General features: G+C 56.3%; 22 protein-coding genes and 1 tRNA gene. 9 read left to right on the top strand and 14 right to left on the bottom strand.

Annotated features, from left to right (window positions below):
• Window positions 1–12 precede the first annotated feature (12 nt).
• Window positions 13–831 (bottom strand): undecaprenyl-diphosphate phosphatase, encoded by an 819-nt coding sequence (gene bacA / locus GJV78_RS10290; protein ID WP_155108257.1) that lies wholly within the window; start codon window positions 829–831, stop codon window positions 13–15.
• Window positions 832–951: 120 nt separating this feature from the next.
• Window positions 952–1317 (bottom strand): bifunctional dihydroneopterin aldolase/7,8-dihydroneopterin epimerase, encoded by a 366-nt coding sequence (folB, locus tag GJV78_RS10285; RefSeq protein ID WP_155108256.1) that lies wholly within the window; start codon window positions 1315–1317, stop codon window positions 952–954.
• Window positions 1318–1423: 106 nt separating this feature from the next.
• Between folB and plsY the strand changes: the two genes are divergently transcribed.
• Window positions 1424–2041: a glycerol-3-phosphate 1-O-acyltransferase PlsY gene (gene plsY / locus GJV78_RS10280; protein WP_155108255.1), complete on the top strand. Its 618-nt coding sequence runs from the start codon at window positions 1424–1426 to the stop codon at window positions 2039–2041.
• Between the two features lie 39 nt (window positions 2042–2080).
• Here the strand turns inward: plsY and ttdR are convergent, their stop codons facing one another.
• A complete protein-coding gene (ttdR, locus tag GJV78_RS10275) occupies window positions 2081–3019 on the bottom strand; it encodes an L-tartrate utilization transcriptional activator TtdR (protein ID WP_155108254.1) in 939 nt (312 codons plus the stop codon).
• A 209-nt stretch (window positions 3020–3228) separates the two neighbouring features.
• Here ttdR and ttdA point away from each other — a divergent pair, with 209 nt between their 5' ends.
• The 3 genes from ttdA to GJV78_RS10260 are packed head-to-tail and all read left to right on the top strand — an operon-like array spanning window position 3229 to window position 6254.
• On the top strand, window positions 3229–4140 hold the full coding sequence (gene ttdA / locus GJV78_RS10270) for a L(+)-tartrate dehydratase subunit alpha (RefSeq protein ID WP_155108253.1): 912 nt from the start codon (window positions 3229–3231) through the stop codon (window positions 4138–4140).
• Window positions 4137–4742, top strand: coding sequence for a L(+)-tartrate dehydratase subunit beta (gene ttdB, locus GJV78_RS10265; RefSeq protein ID WP_155108252.1), 606 nt, complete (start codon window positions 4137–4139; stop codon window positions 4740–4742). The genes ttdA and ttdB overlap by 4 nt, the downstream gene beginning before the upstream one ends.
• Before the next feature lie 48 nt (window positions 4743–4790).
• Entirely contained in the window at window positions 4791–6254 is a 1464-nt protein-coding gene (locus tag GJV78_RS10260) for an anion permease (RefSeq protein WP_155108251.1), read from the top strand.
• A gap of 58 nt (window positions 6255–6312) precedes the next feature.
• Here the strand turns inward: GJV78_RS10260 and tsaD are convergent, their stop codons facing one another.
• Window positions 6313–7326, bottom strand: coding sequence for a tRNA (adenosine(37)-N6)-threonylcarbamoyltransferase complex transferase subunit TsaD (gene tsaD / locus GJV78_RS10255; RefSeq protein ID WP_155108250.1), 1014 nt, complete (start codon window positions 7324–7326; stop codon window positions 6313–6315).
• Window positions 7327–7553: 227 nt separating this feature from the next.
• Here tsaD and rpsU point away from each other — a divergent pair, with 227 nt between their 5' ends.
• The 4 genes from rpsU to GJV78_RS10235 all read left to right on the top strand — a co-directional run bounded on the left by rpsU (window position 7554) and on the right by GJV78_RS10235 (window position 12392).
• Window positions 7554–7769: a 30S ribosomal protein S21 gene (gene rpsU, locus GJV78_RS10250; RefSeq protein WP_001144069.1), complete on the top strand. Its 216-nt coding sequence runs from the start codon at window positions 7554–7556 to the stop codon at window positions 7767–7769.
• A gap of 270 nt (window positions 7770–8039) precedes the next feature.
• Window positions 8040–9785, top strand: a complete 1746-nt coding sequence (dnaG, locus tag GJV78_RS10245) for a DNA primase (protein ID WP_155108249.1) — start codon at window positions 8040–8042, stop codon at window positions 9783–9785.
• 120 nt (window positions 9786–9905) lie between these two features.
• The gene (gene rpoD, locus GJV78_RS10240; RefSeq protein WP_330998800.1) at window positions 9906–11771 is read left to right on the top strand and encodes an RNA polymerase sigma factor RpoD; all 1866 of its coding nucleotides are present in this window, start codon (window positions 9906–9908) and stop codon (window positions 11769–11771) included.
• Between the two features lie 57 nt (window positions 11772–11828).
• Window positions 11829–12392, top strand: a complete 564-nt coding sequence (locus GJV78_RS10235) for an NADAR family protein (RefSeq protein WP_155108247.1) — start codon at window positions 11829–11831, stop codon at window positions 12390–12392.
• A gap of 23 nt (window positions 12393–12415) precedes the next feature.
• Here the strand turns inward: GJV78_RS10235 and mug are convergent, their stop codons facing one another.
• Complete coding sequence (gene mug, locus GJV78_RS10230) at window positions 12416–12922, bottom strand: G/U mismatch-specific DNA glycosylase (RefSeq protein ID WP_155108246.1); 507 nt, start codon at window positions 12920–12922, stop codon at window positions 12416–12418.
• Window positions 12923–13047: 125 nt separating this feature from the next.
• Here mug and GJV78_RS10225 point away from each other — a divergent pair.
• Window positions 13048–13123 (top strand) — tRNA-Ile (locus GJV78_RS10225).
• Between the two features lie 157 nt (window positions 13124–13280).
• On the opposite strand, the gene GJV78_RS10220 is transcribed toward GJV78_RS10225, so the two are convergent.
• The 9 genes from GJV78_RS10220 to GJV78_RS10180 all read right to left on the bottom strand — a co-directional run bounded on the left by GJV78_RS10220 (window position 13281) and on the right by GJV78_RS10180 (window position 20489).
• Window positions 13281–13499 carry a DNA-binding transcriptional regulator gene (locus GJV78_RS10220; protein WP_023223216.1) on the bottom strand — a complete coding sequence of 73 codons (219 nt, stop codon included), beginning with the start codon at window positions 13497–13499 and terminating at the stop codon, window positions 13281–13283.
• 38 nt (window positions 13500–13537) lie between these two features.
• Window positions 13538–14731 (bottom strand): phage late control D family protein, encoded by a 1194-nt coding sequence (locus GJV78_RS10215; RefSeq protein ID WP_103014990.1) that lies wholly within the window; start codon window positions 14729–14731, stop codon window positions 13538–13540.
• A gap of 2 nt (window positions 14732–14733) precedes the next feature.
• Window positions 14734–15198 carry a phage tail protein gene (locus GJV78_RS10210; RefSeq protein ID WP_103014989.1) on the bottom strand — a complete coding sequence of 155 codons (465 nt, stop codon included), beginning with the start codon at window positions 15196–15198 and terminating at the stop codon, window positions 14734–14736.
• An 11-nt stretch (window positions 15199–15209) separates the two neighbouring features.
• Complete coding sequence (locus tag GJV78_RS10205; protein ID WP_155108245.1) at window positions 15210–17639, bottom strand: phage tail tape measure protein; 2430 nt, start codon at window positions 17637–17639, stop codon at window positions 15210–15212.
• On the bottom strand, window positions 17632–17751 hold the full coding sequence (locus GJV78_RS10200; protein ID WP_000763326.1) for a GpE family phage tail protein: 120 nt from the start codon (window positions 17749–17751) through the stop codon (window positions 17632–17634). Before GJV78_RS10200 ends, GJV78_RS10205 begins: the two co-directional genes overlap by 8 nt.
• 32 nt (window positions 17752–17783) lie before the next feature.
• Entirely contained in the window at window positions 17784–18065 is a 282-nt protein-coding gene (locus tag GJV78_RS10195) for a phage tail assembly protein (RefSeq protein WP_023223220.1), read from the bottom strand.
• 62 nt (window positions 18066–18127) lie between these two features.
• Window positions 18128–18646 carry a phage major tail tube protein gene (locus tag GJV78_RS10190; protein WP_155108244.1) on the bottom strand — a complete coding sequence of 173 codons (519 nt, stop codon included), beginning with the start codon at window positions 18644–18646 and terminating at the stop codon, window positions 18128–18130.
• Window positions 18647–18658: 12 nt separating this feature from the next.
• Window positions 18659–19846, bottom strand: coding sequence for a phage tail sheath protein (locus GJV78_RS10185; RefSeq protein WP_087902583.1), 1188 nt, complete (start codon window positions 19844–19846; stop codon window positions 18659–18661).
• 64 nt (window positions 19847–19910) lie between these two features.
• Window positions 19911–20489 (bottom strand): recombinase family protein, encoded by a 579-nt coding sequence (locus GJV78_RS10180; RefSeq protein ID WP_155108243.1) that lies wholly within the window; start codon window positions 20487–20489, stop codon window positions 19911–19913.
• Window positions 20490–20562 lie beyond the last annotated feature (73 nt).

Genomic DNA, 20562 nt, shown 5'->3' with positions numbered 1-20562 from the left:
CCGGGGCTTTGCTCAGAGGAAAACGAGGTAAACGGCGGCCGCCACGATAAAGCGATAAATGGCAAAGGGGATAAACGAGATACGCTTAATCAGCTGCAGGAAGGTTTTAATGGCGATCAGCGCCACGATGAAGGCGGTAACAAAACCAACGGCGAACATCGGCAGGTCGGCGGCGCTCAGAAACGCCCAGCTCTTGTAGAGGTCAAGCGCCGTGGCCCCCATCATCATCGGCACCGCCAGCAGAAAGGAGAACTCCGACGCGGCATAGCGGCTCACCCCCATCAGCATCCCGCCGGAGATGGTCGCGCCGGAGCGGGAGAAACCGGGCCACAGCGCCAGGCACTGGAAGCAGCCGATGGTAAACGCCTGGCCATAGCTCATATCATCCAGCCCCGCCGCCCGGGGCGTCTTCGGCTTCAGCCATTCGGCGACAATCAGCAGCAGGCCGCCCGCCACCAGGGCATACACCACGTTAATCGGGTTAAACAGCGATTTAATGGCGCTATGAAAAATCAGCCCCAGCGCCACCGCCGGTATCATCCCCAGCAGAATATGGCCCAGCGTCAGCCGCCCTTTGCCGACGCCCTCATGGGGCACCCGGCCAAAGCGAATGCCGATAAGCCCGAACAGACGCCGCCAGAACATCACCACCACCGCCAGAATCGATCCCAGTTGGATCACCACTTCAAAGGTCTTTGCCGTCTCGCCCTCAAAACCCAGCAGATGACCAACAATGATCATGTGTCCCGTGCTGGACACCGGCATAAACTCCGTCAATCCTTCGACCACGCCCAACAGCGCTGCAACCAGCAGCGAGTGCATATCGCTCATCAATAAACCCCTAAAAAGTCAGAAATAAATCAGTAAAGCATCACGGTCTGCTTAAGCCGCCTGATAACACCGGCTCTAAGACCGTGATAAATACGTTCAGTTTAATGATGATGAAATTAATTATTTCTCTTTGTGATTCTCGCCACGTTCAATGATAACGCCGACGTTCGCCGCCCGCGCCACCGCGCCGGGCTTACTGAGCTTAATGCGCACCCACGGCGAGCCGAAGCGGCCGAGCAGCAGGTCCGCCACCTCTTCGGCAACCCGCTCCACCAGCGCAAAACGCCCGCCCTCCACGTGCTCGATCACCGCTCCGGCCACGTCCGCATAGCTCAGGCAGTCGGCGACGTCGTCGCTGGCGGCCGGTTTACGGTTGTCCCATGCCATTTCTATATCGAACACCAGCTTCTGCTCGATGGTCTGTTCCCAGTCATAAACCCCGATGGTGGTAATGACCGAAAGTTGCTCTATAAATACAATATCCATCACGCCCTGCCTGCTTTTTGGCTAACCCGGATACCACTTCCGGCTAAATATGCGTATTATCCACAGAAGTAGCGTTTAAAACGACATTTTCAAAACGGAACAGCTTATGAGTGCAATCGCGCCTGGAATGATCCTTTTCGCGTATCTCTGCGGCTCCATTTCCAGTGCTATTCTGGTCTGCCGCATTGCCGGTTTGCCCGATCCGCGCCAGAGCGGTTCCGGCAATCCCGGCGCAACTAACGTGCTACGAATCGGCGGCAAGGGAGCGGCCGTCGCGGTACTGATTTTTGACGTTCTTAAGGGGATGCTGCCGGTATGGGGCGCGTACGCGCTGGGCGTCACGCCTTTCTGGCTGGGCCTGATCGCCATCGCCGCCTGCCTGGGGCATATCTGGCCGGTCTTTTTCGGCTTCCGGGGCGGTAAGGGCGTCGCCACCGCGTTTGGTGCCATCGCCCCCATCGGCTGGGATTTAACCGGCGTTATGGCGGGCACCTGGCTACTCACCGTACTGCTGAGCGGCTACTCCTCGCTGGGAGCCATCGTCAGCGCCCTGATTGCGCCGTTTTACGTCTGGTGGTTTAAACCGCAGTTCACCTTCCCGGTCTCTATGCTTTCCTGCCTGATCCTGCTGCGCCATCACGATAACATCCAGCGCCTGTGGCGTCGCCAGGAGACGAAAATCTGGCACAAGCTGAAGAAGAAGCGCGAGCGCGATCCGGAGTAATTCACGTAGCGCCTGATGCGGCGCTGCGGCTCGCCGCCGTTACGCCCGCGCCGGCTGATACCCCTCCTGCGGTTTGCCTAGCCGCTGCTGGCACCACGCCGCCAGAAACTCCACGCACACCCGCAGCTTCACGCTGCGATACAGCGGTTCACGGTATACCGCCCAGATATTGGCGCTCTGCGCGTATTCCGGCAGCACCCGCGCCAGCCTGCCGTCGTCGAGAAACGGCTGTACGTCCCACTCGGAGCGCAGCATAATTCCCTTACCTTCCAGCGCCCACTGCAGCACGATTTCGCCACTGTTGGAGGAGAGGTGCCCGCTCACCTTCACCGATTTCTTCTCCTGGCCGTTGCCCAGCTCCCAGACGCCGTGGGTCATATCGCGCTCTTTTGTCACCAGGCAATCGTGGCGGCTTAATTCCTGCAACGTTTTTGGCTCAGGATATTTTTGTAAATACGCCGGTGCCGCGCACAATATTCTTTTATTCTTCGTTAACAAATGCGCGATATAATAATCGGGAATATCGTCATTGATACGAATATCCAGATCGATATTATCCTGCACCAGATCAATTTGCCGATCGAAGAGTTCAAAGTGCACCTGTAATTCAGGGTAATTACGCATAAGCTCCGTAATAGCCGGCGCAATATAGCTGCGGCCAAAGCCGAAGCTGCAGCCAATGCGGATCATCCCTTCCGGCCGCGTTTTGATCAGCGTCACTTCATCCACCAGCCGCTGGTACTGGGTGAGAATAGTCAGCGCCTGTTCATAGCAGCGCCGCCCGCTTTCGGTCAGCGATACGCCTCTTGCCGAGCGGCTGAGCAGCGTGGTGGATAGCGTGGTTTCAAGGATCTGAATCCGCTTGGTCACGAAGGCCGGCGTCTGTCCCAGCGCCGCCGCCGCAGCGCTAAAGCTTCCGGCATGAACTATCTCGACCAGCACCTGCAGGTCTTTGGCTAAGGGGTAGCTGTTCAGCATGGTCAGAATATCCCGGTGTTGGAGAGCCGCAGTGTAATTCTCCCGGGGCCTTTAAACCCTGCTTTCGCTCAAATTTACGCGCTATTTATCTCATGATTCACGATCTGTTAATTGCATATACACAGCGGCAAAAAATATAAAACCACACCTTTAGTGGTAGTTTGTTATACAGAATTTATTTCCAGAAAAAATATAAGACTGGAGTTAATATGATGAGCAAGCAAAATAAGCAAAGCGCAATAACTACGCTGACGGAAATTGTCGCAAATTTTACCGCGATGATCTCCACCCGAATGCCCGACGACGTGGTGGATAAATTAAAACAGCTGCGGGAAGCAGAAACATCAACAATGGGTAAAATCATTTACCATACGATGTTCGACAATATGCAGAAGGCGATCGATCTGAACCGCCCGGCCTGCCAGGACACCGGCGAGATCATGTTCTTTGTGAAGGTCGGCTCCCGCTTCCCGCTGCTGGGCGAGCTGCAGGCTATTCTGAAGCAGGCCGTTGAAGACGCCACCGTCAAAGCGCCGCTGCGCCACAACGCGGTGGAGATCTTTGATGAAGTCAACACCGGCAAAAATACCGGCAGCGGCGTGCCCTGGGTGACCTGGGACATCATCCCCGACGGCGAAGACGCAGAGATTGAAGTCTATATGGCGGGCGGCGGCTGCACGCTGCCGGGACGCTCAAAGGTATTAATGCCTTCAGAAGGCTACGAAGGCGTTGTGAAGTTCGTTTTCGAAAATATCTCCACCCTGGCGGTTAACGCCTGCCCGCCGGTGCTGGTGGGCGTGGGGATCGCCACCTCCGTTGAAACCGCCGCCGTACTGTCGCGCAAGGCGGTGCTGCGCCCGATCGGCACCCGCCATCCGAATCCAAAGGCCGCCGAACTGGAGCTGCGCCTGGAGGAGGGGCTGAACCGTCTGGGCATCGGCCCGCAGGGGCTGACCGGCAACAGCTCGGTGATGGGCGTGCATATCGAGTCCGCCGCGCGCCATCCTTCAACCATCGGCGTCGCCGTCTCCACCGGCTGCTGGGCGCACCGCCGCGGCACGCTGCTGGTTCATCCCGACCTCTCCTTCGAAAACCTGTCTCATACCCGGAGCGCCTTATGAAAAAGATCCTGACCACCCCGATCAAGGCTGAAGACCTGGAAGATATCCGCGTTGGCGATGTGATCTATCTGACCGGCACGCTGGTCACCTGCCGCGACGTCTGCCACCGTCGCCTGATTGAGCTTAAGCGTCCAATCCCCTACGACCTGAACGGCAAGGCGATTTTTCACGCCGGGCCTATTGTGCGTAAAAACGGCGAAAAATGGGAAATGGTCTCCGTTGGCCCTACCACCAGTATGCGTATGGAGGCCTTCGAAAAAGAGTTTATTGAGCAGACCGGCGTGAAGCTGGTGGTCGGTAAAGGCGGCATGGGGCCGCTTACCGAAGAGGGCTGCCGACAGCACAAGGCGCTGCACGTTATCTTCCCGGCGGGCTGCGCTGTGCTGGCGGCCACCCAGGTCGAAGAGATCGAAGAGGTGCACTGGACGGAGCTGGGTATGCCGGAGTCGCTGTGGGTCTGCCGGGTGAAAGAGTTCGGCCCGCTGATCGTCTCCATCGACACCCACGGCAACAACCTGATCGCCGAAAACAAAAAGCAGTTCGCCGAACGTCGCGGCCCTATCGTCGACGAGATCTGCGAGCACGTTCACTACATCAAATAACCCTTCCGGAGAGGCGCTACGCCTCTCCCCTTTCGCAGGGAAACGACCATGGCATTTTTAGCTAATGGGTGGCGATACCTGGCTCCGCTGGTGGTTATCGCCATTATTGCCGTACTGCCTGTCCCCGCCGGTCTTGAGAGCCATACCTGGCTCTACTTTGCGGTTTTTGCCGGGGTAATCGTGGGGCTGATTCTGGAACCTCTGCCGGGTGCGGTGGTGGCGATGGTGGGCATCTCGGTCATCGCCGTGCTCTCGCCCTGGCTGCTGTTCAGTTCTGAACAGCTGGCCCAGGAGGGCTTTAAATTTACCGCCAGGTCGCTCTCCTGGGCGGTCAGCGGCTTTTCTAATTCAGTTATCTGGTTAATCTTCGCCGCCTTTATGTTCGGCACCGGCTATGAGAAGACCGGCCTCGGCCGGCGCATTGCGCTGATGTTGGTTAAAAAGATGGGGCATCGCACGCTGTTTCTCGGCTACGCGGTAATGTTCTCCGAACTGATCCTCGCCCCCGTCACCCCCTCCAACTCCGCGCGCGGCGCGGGGATCGTCTATCCGATTATCCGCAACCTGCCGCCGCTCTACGATTCGCAGCCCAACGGTGCCAGCGCTCGCGCCATCGGCTCCTACATCATGTGGATGGGAATCGTTGCCGACTGCGTGACCAGCGCCATCTTTCTGACGGCGATGGCCCCTAACCTGCTGCTGATTGGCCTGATGAAGGGGGCGTCCCACACCGCCCTGAGCTGGGGCGACTGGTTCCTCGGCATGCTGCCGCTGAGCATTCTGCTGGTTCTGCTGGTGCCGTGGCTGGCGTATGTACTCTATCCGCCGGTGCTGAAGTCGGGCAATCAGGTACCGCGCTGGGCGGAGGCGGAGCTGAAGGCGATGGGGCCGCTCTGCGCGCGGGAGAAAAAGATGCTGGTGCTGATGGTCGGCGCGCTGGTGCTGTGGATCTTCGGCGGCGACTATATTAACGCCGCAATGGTCGGCTACAGCGTGGTGGCGCTGATGCTGGTGCTGCGTATCATCTCCTGGGACGATATCGTCAGTAATAAGGCCGCGTGGAACGTCTTCTTCTGGCTGGCGTCGCTGATTACGCTCGCCACCGGGCTGAACAACACCGGCTTTATCACCTGGTTTGGCGAACTGCTGGCCGACGGGCTGAGCGGCTATTCGCCGACGGTGGTGTTCATCGCCCTGATCGTGGTGTTTTATCTGCTGCGCTACTTTTTTGCCAGCGCCACCGCCTACACCTCCGCGCTGGCACCGATGATGATCGCCGCGGCCCTGGCGATGCCGGCAATCCCGCTGCCGGTCTTCTGCCTGATGGTCGGCGCGGCCATTGGCCTGGGCAGTATTCTCACGCCGTACGCCACCGGTCCCAGCCCGATCTATTACGGCAGCGGCTATTTGCCAACGGCAGATTACTGGCGGCTGGGAGCGATCTTCGGCCTGATTTTTCTGCTGCTGCTGATCGTCACCGGGCTGCTGTGGATGCCGCTGGTGCTGCTTTAGGCCCGAAATCGCTTCTGCCAGGCCGGATAGCGCGACGTCGACTGTCCGGCCCGTCCGTTCAGGCGGCGGGCAGCTCCGCCAGCGGCCAGCGCGGACGCACGCTCACCCCCAGATCCGCCGTGGCCCCTGCCTTAAAGCGCACCATCCCGGCGTAGGCGATCATTGCCCCGTTGTCGGTACAAAACTCCGGACGGGCGTAAAACACCTCGCCGCGCCGCTTTTGCATCATCTCGCCAAGCTTCGCCCGCAGGGTGCGGTTGGCGCTGACGCCGCCCGCCATTACCAGCCGCTGAAAGCCGGTCTGCTCCAGGGCGCGCCTGCACTTAATCAGCAGGGTATCCACCACCGCATCCTCAAAGGCGCGGGCGATATCCGCGCGGGTCTGTTCATCATTAGCATGACTGCGAATGGTGTTGGCGGCGAAGGTTTTCAGCCCGGAGAAGCTAAAGTCCAGCCCCGGACGATCGGTCATCGGTCGCGGAAAGACGAAGCGCCCCGCCGTACCCTGAGCGGCCATTTTTGACAGCAGCGGGCCGCCGGGGTAATCCAGACCCAGCAGCTTGGCCGTTTTATCAAACGCCTCCCCCGCAGCGTCATCGATGGACTCCCCCAGCAGCGCGTACCGGCCAACGCCGGTCACGCTGATAAGCTGGGTGTGGCCGCCGGAAACCAGCAGCGCCACAAACGGGAATGCCGGCGGGTTCTCCTCCAGCATTGGTGCCAGCAGATGCCCTTCCATATGGTGTACGGGGATAGCCGGCACCTCCCAGGCAAACGCCAGCGCGCGCCCGACGGTGGCCCCGACCAGCAGCGCGCCGACCAGACCCGGCCCGGCGGTATAGGCCACCGCATCGATCTCCTTCGCCGTTACGTTCGCCTCCTTCAGCGCCGCCTGGATCAGCGGCACGGTCTTGCGCACGTGATCGCGGGAGGCCAGTTCGGGCACCACGCCGCCGTAGTCGGCGTGCAGCTTCACCTGGCTGTACAGCTGGTTGGCTAACAGACCCTTTTCGTCGTCGTAAATGGCAATGCCGGTTTCATCGCAGGAAGTTTCAATACCCAGTACACGCATGACTTGTTTTACCTCATTTTGATACCGCGCAGTGTAGGTCGAATGCGGGTCGATGTATACCCTGGGACCCGACTTCGTGTATACTCTGCCCCCTTATAAAAGTCCCTTTCAAAAAAGGCGGCGGTGCTTTACAAAGCAGCAGCATTTGCAGTAAAATTCCGCACCATTTTGAAATAAGCTGGCGTAGATGCCAGCGGCAAACCGAATTAATCAAAGGTGAGAGGCACATGCCGGTAATTAAAGTACGTGAAAACGAGCCGTTCGACGTAGCTCTGCGTCGCTTCAAGCGTTCCTGCGAAAAAGCAGGTGTTCTGGCGGAAGTTCGTCGTCGTGAGTTTTATGAAAAACCGACTACCGAACGTAAGCGCGCTAAAGCTTCTGCAGTGAAACGTCACGCGAAGAAACTGGCTCGCGAAAACGCACGCCGCACTCGTCTGTACTAAGTATTCTGAGGACCAGGTCCTCTCTTCAGACCGAGTTATCGTTGTAAGGCCGTGCTTCCGAAAGGAATGCGCGGCTTGTTTTCGTTTATGCATATAGCATGTATGCCCGGCAATTTTCACGCGGCATCAGGATGGCAGCAGAGCGCAGCCATCGGTGATACAGCCTGGAAGACGAGGGGATACACCACCTTATTCAGGTTGCTTCAGGGCAGCGGCTACCGGGCCGCGATGGAAGCAGGTTGAAGGACGAGCGTTTAATTTACGGGGCATATGGCTGGACGAATCCCACGTGTATTTATTAATGACCTGCTGGCGCGCACCGACATCGTCGACCTGATCGACGCGCGGGTGAAGCTAAAAAAGCAGGGCAAGAATTACCATGCGTGCTGTCCGTTCCATAACGAAAAAACCCCCTCTTTCACCGTCAACGGTGAGAAACAGTTTTATCACTGCTTCGGCTGCGGCGCACACGGCAACGCTATCGACTTTCTGATGAACTACGACAAGCTTGAGTTCGTGGAAACCGTCGAAGAGCTGGCGGCAATGCACAACCTCGACGTGCCGTTCGAAGCGGGCAGTGGCCCCAGTCAGATAGAGCGCCATCAGCGGCAAAACCTTTATCAATTGATGGACGGTCTGAACACGTTTTATCAGCAGTCTCTGATGCAGCCCGCCGCCGCCCCTGCGCGCCAGTATCTGGAAAGGCGAGGACTCAGCAGCGACGTTATTGCGCGATTTGCGATTGGTTTTGCTCCCCCCGGCTGGGACAACGTCCTGAAGCGGTTCGGCGGCAATAGCGAGAACCGCCAGTCGCTGGTCAATGCGGGTATGCTGGTTACTAACGATCGGGGTCGCAGTTACGATCGCTTTCGCGAGCGGGTTATGTTCCCTATCCGCGATAAGCGCGGCAGAGTGATGGGGTTTGGCGGGCGAGTGCTGGGCAACGATACGCCGAAATATCTGAACTCGCCGGAAACCGATATTTTTCATAAGGGCCGCCAGCTTTACGGTCTTTATGAAGCTCAGCAGGATAACGCCGATCCGCAGCGTCTGCTGGTCGTGGAAGGCTATATGGACGTGGTGGCGCTGGCGCAGTACGGCATTAATTACGCCGTTGCGTCCCTCGGGACCTCGACCACCGCCGATCACATCCAGCTGCTGTTTCGCGCGACGAATAATGTGATCTGCTGTTACGACGGCGATCGCGCGGGCCGCGACGCCGCGTGGCGGGCGCTGGAAACCGCGCTGCCCTACATGACCGACGGGCGTCAACTGCGCTTTATGTTCCTGCCCGACGGAGAAGATCCCGATACGCTGGTGCGTAAAGAGGGCAAAGAGGCGTTTGAAGCGCGAATGGAACAGGCGATGCCGCTTTCTGCATTCCTGTTTAATAGCCTGCTGCCGCAGGTCGATCTGAGCACGCCGGACGGACGCGCCCGGCTCAGCACCCTGGCGCTGCCGCTGATAGGCCAGGTGCCGGGTGAAACGCTGCGCATTTATCTGCGCCAGGAGTTGGGGAACAAGCTGGGTATTCTGGACGATGGACAGCTTGAACGTTTAATGCCGAAATTATCTGAAAACGGTGCTTCCCGCTCCGCTCCGCAGCTAAAACGCACGACCATGCGTATACTGATAGGACTGCTGGTGCAGAACCCGGATCTGGCACCGCTGGTGCCGCCGTTAGACGGTCTGGATCAGAAAAAGCTGCCCGGGCTTGGCTTATTTGTAGAACTGGTCAACACTTGTTTATCCCAGCCGGGGCTGACCACCGGGCAACTTTTAGAGCATTATCGCGACACAAAGAGTGCGATAACCCTTGAAAAACTGTCGATGTGGGACGATATAGCAGATAAAGACATTGCTGAAAAAACCTTCACCGACTCACTCAACCATATGTTTGATTCGTTGCTGGAACTGCGCCAGGAGGAGTTAATCGCTCGTGAGCGCACGCATGGCTTAAGCAGCGAAGAACGCCGGGAGCTTTGGACACTGAATCAGGCGCTGGCAAAAAAGTAAACTTAACGGCTTAGGTGCCGATTATCTATCGGGAAGCCCCCGACAGCCGCACAGAGAGGCAGCGGCACGAATATAAGTACGCCCTCGCTTTAAAGGTTGGCAGCAGCACCGCCAACACCAATCAAACGAAATAAGTGTGGATACCGTCTTATGGAGCAAAACCCGCAGTCACAGCTGAAGCTTCTTGTTACCCGTGGTAAGGAGCAAGGCTATCTGACCTATGCCGAGGTCAATGACCATCTGCCGGAAGATATCGTCGATTCAGATCAGATCGAAGACATCATCCAAATGATCAACGATATGGGCATTCAGGTGATGGAAGAAGCGCCGGATGCCGACGATCTGATGCTGGCTGAAAACACCGCGGATGAAGATGCTGCCGAAGCCGCTGCGCAGGTGCTTTCCAGCGTTGAATCGGAAATCGGGCGTACAACCGACCCGGTACGCATGTACATGCGTGAAATGGGCACCGTTGAACTGTTGACCCGCGAAGGTGAAATTGACATCGCTAAGCGCATCGAAGACGGGATCAATCAGGTTCAGTGCTCCGTTGCCGAATACCCTGAAGCCATTACCTATCTGCTTGAGCAGTACGATCGCGTGGAAGCTGAAGAAGCGCGCCTGTCCGATCTGATCACCGGATTCGTCGATCCGAACGCGGAAGAAGATCTGGCACCGACCGCCACTCACGTCGGTTCCGAACTCTCTCAGGAAGAGCTGGACGACGACGAGGAAGATGAAGAAGAAGACGACGACAGCGCCGATGACGACAACAGCATCGACCCCGAGCTGGCACGTGAAAAGTTTGCCGAGCTGCGCACGCAATATGAGGTGACTCGCGACACCATCAAAGCGAAGGGCCGCAGCCACGCCGCCGCGCAGGAAGAGATCCTGAAGCTGTCGGAAGTGTTTAAGCAGTTCCGCCTGGTGCCGAAGCAGTTCGACTATCTGGTCAACAGCATGCGCGTCATGATGGATCGCGTGCGCACCCAGGAACGTCTGATCATGAAGCTCTGCGTTGAGCACTGCAAAATGCCGAAGAAGAACTTCATCACGCTGTTCACCGGCAATGAAACCAGTGAAACCTGGTTCAACGCCGCTATCGCAATGAACAAGCCGTGGTCCGCCAGGCTGCACGACGTGGCGGATGACGTGCAGCGCGGCCTGCAAAAGCTGCAGCAGATCGAAGAAGAGACCGGCCTGACCATCGAGCAGGTAAAAGATATTAACCGCCGGATGTCCATCGGCGAGGCGAAGGCGCGCCGCGCCAAGAAAGAGATGGTAGAAGCAAACCTGCGTCTGGTTATCTCTATCGCCAAGAAGTACACCAACCGCGGCCTGCAGTTCCTCGACCTGATTCAGGAGGGCAACATTGGCCTGATGAAGGCGGTAGATAAGTTCGAATATCGTCGCGGCTACAAGTTCTCCACCTATGCCACCTGGTGGATTCGCCAGGCGATCACCCGCTCTATCGCGGATCAGGCGCGCACTATCCGTATTCCGGTGCATATGATTGAGACCATCAACAAGCTCAATCGTATTTCCCGCCAGATGCTACAGGAGATGGGCCGTGAGCCGACGCCAGAAGAGCTGGCGGAGCGTATGCTGATGCCGGAAGATAAGATCCGCAAGGTGCTGAAAATCGCCAAAGAGCCGATCTCCATGGAAACGCCGATCGGCGACGATGAAGATTCGCATCTGGGGGATTTTATCGAGGATACCACCCTCGAGCTGCCGCTGGACTCTGCCACCACCGAGAGCCTGCGCGCCGCTACCCACGACGTGCTGGCCGGTCTTACCGCCCGCGAGGCGAAGGTGCTGCGTATGCGTTTTGGTATCGATATGAACACCGACCACACGCTGGAAGAGGTAGGTAAACAGTTCGACGTTACCCGCGAACGTATCCGTCAGATCGAAGCGAAGGCGCTGCGCAAGCTGCGCCATCCGAGCCGCTCTGAGGTGCTGCGCAGCTTCCTCGACGATTAAACAAGCGCAATAAAACAGGGCCCTCCTCGCGAGGGCCTTTTTACAGGAATCGTTACCATGCAACAAGGATGTTATTCCCTTCCAGCCCTGCTTGAGGCTCTTGAGGGCGGGCAAAAAGTAAAATATCTCTGGTTCTGGGGCCACAGGCCCGCTGCTGATGGCACCGTGACCGCGGCCTGTTTCAGCCAGTGGTGGCAGGGCGCGCCTTTCAGCCATAACGGAGCGATCTATGCAACCGCGGAGCACTGGATGATGGCGGGAAAAGCGCGCCTGTTCGGCGACAGCGTGACGCTAAGCAGGATCCTTGCCGCTTCCACCCCCGGCGAGGCGAAAAAGCCGGGCCGTACGGTGAAAGGCTTTGACAAGCAGCGCTGGCGGGCGCACCGTTTTGAGCTGGTTTGCGAAGGCAATATCTATAAATTTAGTCAGCATCCGGCGCTGAAAGCCTTTCTGCTCAGCACCGCGCCCCGCGTACCGGTGGAAGCCAGCCCGGTTGATAAAATCTGGGGCATCGGACTGGCGAAGCATCATCCTGACGCCGGTACACCATCACGCTGGCGGGGGGAAAACCTGTTGGGCTTCGCGCTGATGGCGGTCAGGGATCGCCTGGCAACGGCCTGATGCTCCCGGCGCAATAAGCGCCGCTACTGGCCGCGCACCATCAGCGCCTGATCGAGTTCGCGAAACGCCTCTACCAGCTTCTCCAGCTTAATCCGGCTCAGGCCGCTGGTATTCGGCAGTACCCAAATCTGGGTGCGGCCAATGCCGATCCGCTGTTTCCCCCACTGAACGCCCCGCTGGCTGAATCCCTGTTCAAAAGCCTGTTTGCCAAGTACCGCTAACGCCTGCGGCTGATAATCTTCAATTTTCTCAATCAGCATCCGTCCGCCGTCGTGCAGCTCTTTTCGCGTCAGCTCATTCGCCTGTACCGTTGGCCTGTCCACCAGTTTGGTAACGCCGCAGCGAAAATCGAGCAGCTGTTCCGCCTCCTCAGGCTTCAGCTGGCGGTCGGTAAATCCGGCCTGGTGGATCACTTTCCAGAAACGGTTAGCGGGGTGAGCAAACGGAAAGCCGCTGCCCGCCGAAGAAAGCCCCGGGTTGATGCCGCAGAACACCACTCGCAGCCCCGGAGCCAATATATCCTTTACCATGATTTCTCCTGGTCAATAGCACGTTCAGAAAGTATAACGGATTGAAAAGACATTGATTATAAAAACAACATCCGTACGCTTATCGCTGGATTGCACCGCGGAGTTACTTTATAATTCACCGCCACGGCCCCTTAGCTCAGTGGTCAGAGCAGGCGACTCATAATCGCTTGGTCGCTGGTTCAAGTCCAGCAGGGGCCACCAAATTTTAGCTTTAGAATCATATAATTAAGCCACTCTAGCGAGTGGCTTTTTTGTTATCTCATTTTTGAGTGGCGATGAAATGGCGATTGATTTTTTACCGCCACTTTCCTGAACGCATAAAAAAACCCGCACGCGGCGGGTCTTTAGAGAAAATTTATCAGAGCCACAATGGCCGCTGACCACTCACCGACGGGTGAGGTGGCGCCGGAATTATTGTTCCCGGTGTAACGATAAAACGTTCTACAGACTCCATCGTTACGAATGTGCAACTGCAATTAATATTCGTACATTGATGGTAACGCTCTTTAGTATTCTCGCTAAGATAGCGACTGGTACGAGCATGCGCTGCATGCTGGCATTTTGGACAATGGAACATGCCACCCCACACATTCACAAAAAGTGAATTAATAATACTCAGTTATTCACCATTTGAGAACCATTTTCTTCCGACTCATATTCTATGCCAGAAAGCATAACCTCGAGCTCTACAGCCGTCGTGAAGCCATTCCCGCCTAGATTATGGGTAACCTTACTGATTATCCACGACTGGTCATCGATGACGCTCTTAAAGCCCGAGACCCTGACCGGCATTTCGGGATAAATATCTTCCCGACCGGTTGCCAGCATGATTGAGAACTCCGCAACGCCACGCTGCAATTTATCCCACTTCGCCTGAGCCGCTCGCATCGCTTGCGCCTTTGTCGCGTAAATGGTCGTCAGTGCGAAAACGTTGTCAGCCTCACCGGCCATATATTCACCCTCGCGGGCTTCCTGCTCTTTCTTCTTTTTCGCTGCGGTTTTACTGCCCACGACTTTTGCTTTCGGGTGCTGTAGCGCCCGGAGGTGTTGCTCTTTGGGCTTGCGCTTCAGCTTCAGCGATTGCTTTTGCTTCGCCGGTTTTGGGTCTTTGGTGTGCAGCCATTTAGCCGTTACGCCGGTGTAAGCACCACGGTCAGCAATAGCAAACTGATGCCGGTCGCCGTCACTGCGCTGGATAGTAATCTGAGGGATAGCTTTTCCACTGGCCGTCGTACCACTTCCCGCTTTAAGCATCAGCAATTTACCCGCTTTGACCGATACCGCGCCGCCGTTGCGTTCCGCTAGGCGAGTCAGGAAAACAGCGTCGGATTCCTGCGACTGGTCGATATGCGGAATTTTTATCCCGGCAAGAGAATCCGCGACGCTGGCCGTTAATTTATTACGGGCGGCTATCGCGCTGACGATAGCGCCGAGTGTGGTGTCGTGCCATGATTCCTCGCGGCGTGAATTGAGCGTTCCGCGAAAATCAGCGCTACGGGCGCGAATGGTCACCGTATCCGGTGCCCCCCGGTGCTCCACCTCATCGACGGTAAATCGTCCCTTACCAACGAGCGCGAAACCTTTCCAGCCGAGGTACAGCGACAACACCGCGCCACGAATCGGCAGCGCGACAAGTCCGTCAGAATCATCGAGTTCAATGTCGAGCTGGTCAGCTTCAAAGCCCCGGTTATCCGTCATCGAGAGATTAATCAGCCGGTCGCTGATATTGCCGGTAATATCTTTGCTTTCCAGTGTCAGCATAAAATCGGGCGTCAGTGTGGCCCCCGCGCCGGTGATAATATCCAGCATGATTAAGCCCCCACCTTAGACAGCAGATCGCCAGCTTTACCGACCAGACTTTCGGCCTGTTTTCCGATATCGCCATAGACCGCCGCGAGCGATTCATCGACACGGGTCAGTGACAGAGTGAAGCTGATTTTTCGGGGGGACCCGTCCTCAAAAAATACCGTGCCAGTCTCCGAGACATTGCTGACAATAAACATCCCGTAAATCCAGCCTGAGCCAGAAATAAGCGGCCATGCTCGCCCCTGCTCGGCCATCGCATAAAGCGTCAGCATCGAAAACTTGCCGCCGGTCAGCTCAGGATACAGGTCACCGCTCAGGGTAATTTTGTCCTCCCCTTCACCGAGATACTGAAATGCGTCACGCTTCCCGACGCGGGAGTTTGACGTCCAGCTATAATCCGCGCTGCGCTGCATACTCTGATAGGGCAACGTCTGACGCATAAAAACAAACATACCTAGTGCCAGCATCATAATCGGTCTCCTTAGTCATGCATCATGCTTGCGCGGGCCTTGGCGCGTTTCTCACGCTCATATTTTTCTAAGGCATCCTGTAAATCATTACCTAACCGACCGCCCGGCATACCGTTTCCCGGCACGTTGATTTGATAGGTTGGCCGACTCTGGTCGATGTAGGTTTTACCGGCAGGTGCCGTGACCGGCTGATAGCTGTTGTAAGAGCTGATAGCCGGGCTGTAACCGTTCTGCGTCGCCGCACTGGCTTTCGCCGCGGTCTGGTCAAGCGAGCTGGATTCTTTGTTGATAACCCCGAGCTTTTCGAGCACCCAGTCAATCCCGCTTCGCAGCTTGTTAAAGGCGTTAAGCGGCATCAACAAAGCATCAGCCAGCGCCTGACCGAACATGACACCAACATTACGGCAACTGTTTAATGTGTCCTGAGTCGCTTTTACCGGCGCTATCAGGTCTTTAAACCACTGCCAGACACCGCGAAGTTTCTCCCCAAGGCCGTCAAAGACGGGTGCCAGCGGCGCGAACATTTCCCCGACCGGCGCAAAGGCGCTCATCAGCCCCTCGATAACACCACCGAAAAAGGCGCTGACCGGCTCCCAGTATTTGCGAATAAGCAGCGCGCCAGCGACAACCGCCGCAGCAACGGCCACGACCGGCCATGTAATCGCACCGATAGCGGCGATAACCCCACCACTGATTGTCGTAAAGACAGCACCAAGTGCGCCAGCAGCAGCGATGATGGCGTTAATACCGATAATAACCGGCCACGCAACAAGGCCGATTGCCCCTATAACCCCCACAACACCGATAGCCGCCGCTGAAATAACCCCAAGCGTCGTCGCCAGTGATTTATTTTTTTGTATCCAGCCATCAAGTTTTAAAACATACCCAGTCGCCGTTTGTACCAGCTTACGCAAGGATGACTCTTGCTGGTCAAACAGGTCTGTTCCGACCGCCTCATAAGCTGACTGGAACTCTTTAAAGTCGCCGCCGAGGTTGTCTTGCATGACCTTGACGAGCTCAGCCGTTTTACCGTCAGATGCTTTAAGCGTGGCGGTAAGCTGGTCCAGCTTTCCGCTTGAGGCGGCAGTCATTAATACAGCAGCAGCTGAGCTTGCCTCTTCACCGAATATGGTTTTCATATATTCAGCGCGCTGACCGGTACCGAGATTGTTTTTCTCAAAGCTCCGCTGCATTTCTTTCAGGATTGTAAATATTGGGCGCGTGTTCCCCTTACCATCAGCCGTTTTTACGCCGAGCTCTTTAATAGCGTCATACGCTTTTCCCGTAGGAGCCTGTAGGCGACTTAACACGGCGCGGCTCCCCGTACCCGCCATCGAGCCTGTAATTTTGGCGTCATGCAGTGCGCCGACCATTGCGGCTGTTTCTTCGATACTGACCCCGGCATTTTTCGCCACCGGCGCGGCGTAGGTCAGCGCATCACTCAGGCCGTCAAAGTCGGCGGCGGTTTTGTTCATCGTCATCGACAGAACATCACCGATATGAGCGACCTTATCGTTTGAGAGCTGGAATGCAGATCGCATCCCCATCAATAACCCAGCGTTCTCTTCCATCGTTCGACGGTTTGCGAGCGCCATATCAAGCGTCACTGGCGTAGCCGCCTGAATAGCAGCGGTATCACCACCGGCTTTTGCAATAATAATCTGAGCACCGGCAGCATCATCAGCCGACGCGGCAGTGTTATCACCGAGCTGACGCGCCTGTTTGCGAAGAGCCACCATATCAGCTGAATCTTTTTCGACGCCGAGAACAGCCTGAAGCTCAGAGTTTTTCTGAGCAAAATCATAACCGGGTTTCATTAGTGCAACACTGGCGAGAGTACCTGTTGTTGCCATACCTACCCCGGCAGCGCCCATCGAGGCGGCATTCCCTGCCAGAGCCTTCCCTGCCTGGTAGCGTTTTTGTACTGCACTCAGTTTCGCCTGTTGCGCGCTGACGCGCGCCAGTGCTTCACGCTGTCGGTTAAGCTGCGCGGTCGTTTCGCTGATATTATTTTTCAGGCGATTTTCATCATTCGTCAGGTTGCGGGTATTTATCCCCGCTTTACCGAGCTCGGCCTGTTGCCGCTTAACTGACTGCGTGAGGCTGTTATATTTCGTCTGTAACCCATCAGCCGCGCGTTTCGCGGACTCCAGCACTCTGGCCTGTGCCGCCGTTGGCCGCTCCGTGTTTTTAAACTGTACCGCCAGCGCTTCAGCTTCCTGTTTTGCTTTTTCCAGCGACTGACCGGTTACCGCCAGTTGCCCGCTGGTTTTACGAAAACCGTCGATTTTCGATGCCTGACCATTCAAATCACGCAGGGATTGCTGAGTCGTGCGGATATCACCAGACAGCGATTTACTCGCCGTCTGGATCGCTTTAAAGGGTCGGGTCGCCTGGTCGACAGCTTTCAGCAGCACTTCGAGTTTGAGGTTATTACTCATTCGTGTTTCCGCTTCGCTGTAGCGCTTTTTCGCGCCAGTTGACGAGCTCGGTCAGGCTCATGGGATAAAGGTCTGATGGCGACCAGTGGAAAATTACCGCTATGTCAGCCATCAGGTCATCGACCGAGAGTTTTTTCGGGAAGGTTACGCCGCCGAACTCGGTGACAAAAAACCGACCACCTTACCGGCAAACGACAACAGGTCGGGCAGCTCCAGCGCGGCGGCTTCCTGCTCGGTCAGCGACGGCATGGTCATGCGCGGCAGCACTTTAATCAGCGCATCGACGTCAGAATTTGCGACAGATGCCAGGCTGACGCCGCGAAGGGTTCCGGCACACGGTTTTAACAGGGTGACATCGGAAATAACCTGCTCACCGCGCTTGATGGGTTTAATCAGAGTGACGATATTTTCGTTAGTTTTTTCCATGATATTTCTCGTTAAATTCAGGTTTCAGGATCCCCGGCCAGCCATGCTGACCGGGACAATAATTACAGACCGATATTCTGTCGGTGTGCCTCAAGCATGTCGGTACCGTTCACCATTTCGACGAGGTTCACGGAGTCAATTTCGACCATATCTTTACCGTTGAGGGTCAGCTTGTAGTACGAGCACTCGAGCGAGATTTTCGACTCAGTGTCTTCGCCCTGCTTGGCTTCGCCGAGGTCGATTTCTTTCTGACGGCCACGGAGAACGACCTCAACCGGCACGGTCTCGCCGGTGTCATCACGCTGGTAAGACCCGGCAAAACGTAGCGGCACGGAGGCCGTACCGGTGGCGGCATATAACGACCAGACAGCATCATCAGGAAAACCGCCGAGCGAGATTTCAGCCGACAGCGCATCGTCATCGAGGCCAAGGTCAACCGAGGCTGAGCCATTCATCCCGCCGCCGCGATACTTCTCGAGCTTGCGGGTTAATTTTGGCAACGTGACGGACTGCACGACGCCGAGATAACTCACCCCGTCGATAAACAGGTTCATGAGTTTGAGCTTGCGCGGTAATGCCATTTGTCAGGCTCCTTATTTGCTGTTGACGGACGAGATAAGATTCGCCAGATATTTATCGGTGATGCGCTGGCGTAAGGTCAGGTGTTCGAGTGGTGGCACTGGCGTATAGTCATAATCGATAAACAGTTTCCCGGCCTTCAGGGTTTCTTTGCTGTTCGCCTCTTCGTCAAACCAGCACGTCGCATCGATGATGTAACCGCCGCTTTTCAGCTCGCGGAATTTCGCGTTGATGCCGTCGATAATGTCGCGAATAAGCGTCGCGGTGATGGGCTTATCGTTCGCCCACATATGCCCCTCGGCCATTGTGTCGGCGATGACCTGTGCCGTGCGGGTGTAGTTCTCAAACTGAAACAGCGGGTCATCGGAGCAATTACGGTTACCCCAGAAACGGAAACCATCGGCACGAATCAGCGTGGTAACACCGGCCTCATTCAGCAGGTCAGCATCGGTGCCTTTTTCCTGCAAATCCCAGAAGACGGACGCGCTGATACCGGTGACCTCATTGACGCCGACGTTTGACAGGGTTTTGTGCCAGCCGGTGTCATTGTCAATTTTGGCACGCAGACCCAGCGCGATGGCGGTCGCGTAGCTGGTCGTTGTGGCGCTGGCCGTGGTATCCCATCCGAGGAATTCAGGCCAGATAATCATGAGTTCACGCGCGCTGAAATTCTCACGATAGGCAATGACGTCAGAAATGGTTTTACAGCCCCACGCGCTGACATAGGCGAAAGCGCGCAGTTTCTGAGCCACGGAGACAAGCGCGGTCGCCACCTCCTGAGTATCGAGACCCGGCACACCGAGAATGCGGGGCTTCACACCAGTGACCGCTTTCGCCGTCAACAGCGCTTTCAGCCCGGTGTATTTGCCGTTCTCATCCGTGGTGCCGATGATGTTCGAAATGGTTTGCTTCTGAGCCTCTTCGTCATCACCGGTACCCTCGGCGACACGCACGACAACAACAACCGGTTTTGACTGGTTAGCGATGAGCTGTAAGGATTTTGCCAGGGTACCTTTAGTACCGGCTTTTGCGATGGCGCTTTGTGGGTTGGTAATCAGCACAGGCTCATTGAGCGGAAATGCCCCGGCGTCAGCATCGCTGGCCGTGCAGACCATACCAACGACCGCTGTTGATACCGTCGAGATTGTGCGGGTGCCGTCGTTAATTTCGACGACCTCGACACCGTGATGAAAATCACTCATCCGTTTAACTCCGTTAGTTGGGGTGAGTGATATTGTCGGGTGTACGTTTACAGGGGGCTATTTGTCAGGGTTCGCCGGTGTCTGACACAACGGGATTTGTCGCCGGGAATTTTTTATACAGCGTCGATATGCCCACATCAAAAATCAGTGCGACACGCTGTCGTGACTCCCCTGCCGCAATCAACCGGCCAGCCTGAGCCCATTCGTCTGGCGTCAGCTTTGGCCGACGTCCTCCGATTCTGCCTTGTGCTCTGGCAGCATCCAGACCGGCACGAGTTCGTTCGACAATTAACTCGCGCTCCATTTCCGCAAGAGCCCCCATGATATGGAAGAAAAAACGCCCCATTGGCGTTGAGGTGTCAATACTGTCGGTCAGGCTTCGGAAATTAACCCCGCGCTGGCGAAGCTCTTCAGTCATCGAGACAAGATGACGCATACTACGCCCGAGCCGGTCGAGCTTCCAGACAACGAGAGTATCACCGGCATTTAGTTGCCTGAGAGCGCGATTTAATCCTGGTCTGTTTGTCGATTTACCGCTGATTTTATCCTCGAATATTAGCTCACATCCCGACCGCTCCAGCGCGTCACGCTGTAGCGCGGTGTTTTGTTCATTTGTTGATACGCGCACATAACCAACCTGCATCCTTTTTCCCTCATGCAAAAGCCGAAATGATGCCAGTTGAGGCTTAAACCTGCATTTTCTTAAACCTTGGTTT

The sequence above is a fragment of the Intestinirhabdus alba genome, from assembly GCF_009711095.1.
Taxonomy (GTDB): domain Bacteria; phylum Pseudomonadota; class Gammaproteobacteria; order Enterobacterales; family Enterobacteriaceae; genus Intestinirhabdus; species Intestinirhabdus alba.
Note: the sequence above shows the minus strand (reverse complement) of the source record. Positions and strands in the feature narration are given on the sequence as shown.

Bases quoted from the DNA above. Each gene is read 5' to 3' on its own strand.
- bacA (WP_155108257.1), bottom strand. From the start codon at position 831: ATGAGCGATATGCACTCGCTGCTGGTTGCAGCGCTGTTGGGCGTGGTC.
- folB (WP_155108256.1), bottom strand. From the start codon at position 1,317: ATGGATATTGTATTTATAGAGCAACTTTCGGTCATTACCACCATCGGG.
- plsY (WP_155108255.1), top strand. From the start codon at position 1,424: ATGAGTGCAATCGCGCCTGGAATGATCCTTTTCGCGTATCTCTGCGGC.
- ttdR (WP_155108254.1), bottom strand. From the start codon at position 3,019: ATGCTGAACAGCTACCCCTTAGCCAAAGACCTGCAGGTGCTGGTCGAG.
- ttdA (WP_155108253.1), top strand. From the start codon at position 3,229: ATGATGAGCAAGCAAAATAAGCAAAGCGCAATAACTACGCTGACGGAA.
- ttdB (WP_155108252.1), top strand. From the start codon at position 4,137: ATGAAAAAGATCCTGACCACCCCGATCAAGGCTGAAGACCTGGAAGAT.
- GJV78_RS10260 (WP_155108251.1), top strand. From the start codon at position 4,791: ATGGCATTTTTAGCTAATGGGTGGCGATACCTGGCTCCGCTGGTGGTT.
- tsaD (WP_155108250.1), bottom strand. From the start codon at position 7,326: ATGCGTGTACTGGGTATTGAAACTTCCTGCGATGAAACCGGCATTGCC.
- rpsU (WP_001144069.1), top strand. From the start codon at position 7,554: ATGCCGGTAATTAAAGTACGTGAAAACGAGCCGTTCGACGTAGCTCTG.
- dnaG (WP_155108249.1), top strand. From the start codon at position 8,040: ATGGCTGGACGAATCCCACGTGTATTTATTAATGACCTGCTGGCGCGC.
- GJV78_RS10235 (WP_155108247.1), top strand. From the start codon at position 11,829: ATGCAACAAGGATGTTATTCCCTTCCAGCCCTGCTTGAGGCTCTTGAG.
- mug (WP_155108246.1), bottom strand. From the start codon at position 12,922: ATGGTAAAGGATATATTGGCTCCGGGGCTGCGAGTGGTGTTCTGCGGC.
- GJV78_RS10220 (WP_023223216.1), bottom strand. From the start codon at position 13,499: ATGTTCCATTGTCCAAAATGCCAGCATGCAGCGCATGCTCGTACCAGT.
- GJV78_RS10215 (WP_103014990.1), bottom strand. From the start codon at position 14,731: ATGCTGGATATTATCACCGGCGCGGGGGCCACACTGACGCCCGATTTT.
- GJV78_RS10210 (WP_103014989.1), bottom strand. From the start codon at position 15,198: ATGATGCTGGCACTAGGTATGTTTGTTTTTATGCGTCAGACGTTGCCC.
- GJV78_RS10205 (WP_155108245.1), bottom strand. From the start codon at position 17,639: ATGAGTAATAACCTCAAACTCGAAGTGCTGCTGAAAGCTGTCGACCAG.
- GJV78_RS10200 (WP_000763326.1), bottom strand. From the start codon at position 17,751: ATGGCTGACATAGCGGTAATTTTCCACTGGTCGCCATCAGACCTTTAT.
- GJV78_RS10195 (WP_023223220.1), bottom strand. From the start codon at position 18,065: ATGGAAAAAACTAACGAAAATATCGTCACTCTGATTAAACCCATCAAG.
- GJV78_RS10190 (WP_155108244.1), bottom strand. From the start codon at position 18,646: ATGGCATTACCGCGCAAGCTCAAACTCATGAACCTGTTTATCGACGGG.
- GJV78_RS10185 (WP_087902583.1), bottom strand. From the start codon at position 19,846: ATGAGTGATTTTCATCACGGTGTCGAGGTCGTCGAAATTAACGACGGC.
- GJV78_RS10180 (WP_155108243.1), bottom strand. From the start codon at position 20,489: ATGCAGGTTGGTTATGTGCGCGTATCAACAAATGAACAAAACACCGCG.